Here is a 755-nt window from a genome sequence, read left to right as displayed (position 1 = left end):
CCTCGGTGGTGCCACCCTCGGCGTAGGCCCGCACATGGTCGAGATCGCAGACGGTGGCGGGTGTTCGACATCCCGGGAACCGGCAGACCCAGTCCCGGGCCCGGATCTGGCGGGCCAGCGCCGGGGACGGGAACCGGCGCCGGCCGACCTCCACCACCGCGCCGTCGACCGGGTCGGTCAGTAGCCGTCGCCAGGTCGCGTTCTCGGCCAGCTCCCGGGCGAGCCCAGCGGGGATCGGCCCGTAGCCGGCCAGTTCGCCGGGGGTGTCGCCCAGCCCCGCCAGGGTGGCCAGGGGGATCAGGACGCCGACCTCGACGCGGACCGGGTCGTCGTCGCGGTGGCGGCCCAGGAGAATGTCGGTGAGGACGTCGGCGCGGCGTTCGTCGATGCTGCGGGTGTCCGCCGCGTCGCCGGCACGGCGGGCGAGGGCGTCGATGCGCTGGTAGGCGGCCTGGGCGTCGGGGGCGGCCAGGAACGCCGAGAGCTCGGCCATCCCGTCGTCCAACGGCTGCAGGCCGACCCGGCGCCCCCGGCGTTGGAGTGCGTGGCGTTGTGCGGCACCGTCGGGGTCGACGGCGAGTACCGCGCGGCGTAGCGCCTGGCGGAACACCGCGTGGCTGGCTCGTCCGCCGCGGGCCAGGATTCTGGTTTCGACGGCGGCGGCGTGGGCGTCGCAGAGCGGTTCGGTGGCGTCGGCGACGGCGCGGACTCGGCCCAGATCGAGAATGCCGGCGGCCAACGCGGCCAGGGTTGCC

At 75.8% G+C, this 755-nt stretch carries 1 protein-coding gene; it reads right to left on the bottom strand.

Annotated features, from left to right (window positions below; translation table 11 throughout):
• On the bottom strand, window positions 1–755 hold a 755-nt coding region (locus tag U9980_RS02865), incomplete at both ends, for an HNH endonuclease signature motif containing protein (RefSeq protein WP_322766559.1).

It is taken from the genome of Protofrankia sp. Cr1 (assembly GCF_963555865.1).
GTDB lineage: Bacteria > Actinomycetota > Actinomycetes > Frankiales > Frankiaceae > Protofrankia.
This window is presented reverse-complemented; position numbering and strand designations above follow the sequence as displayed.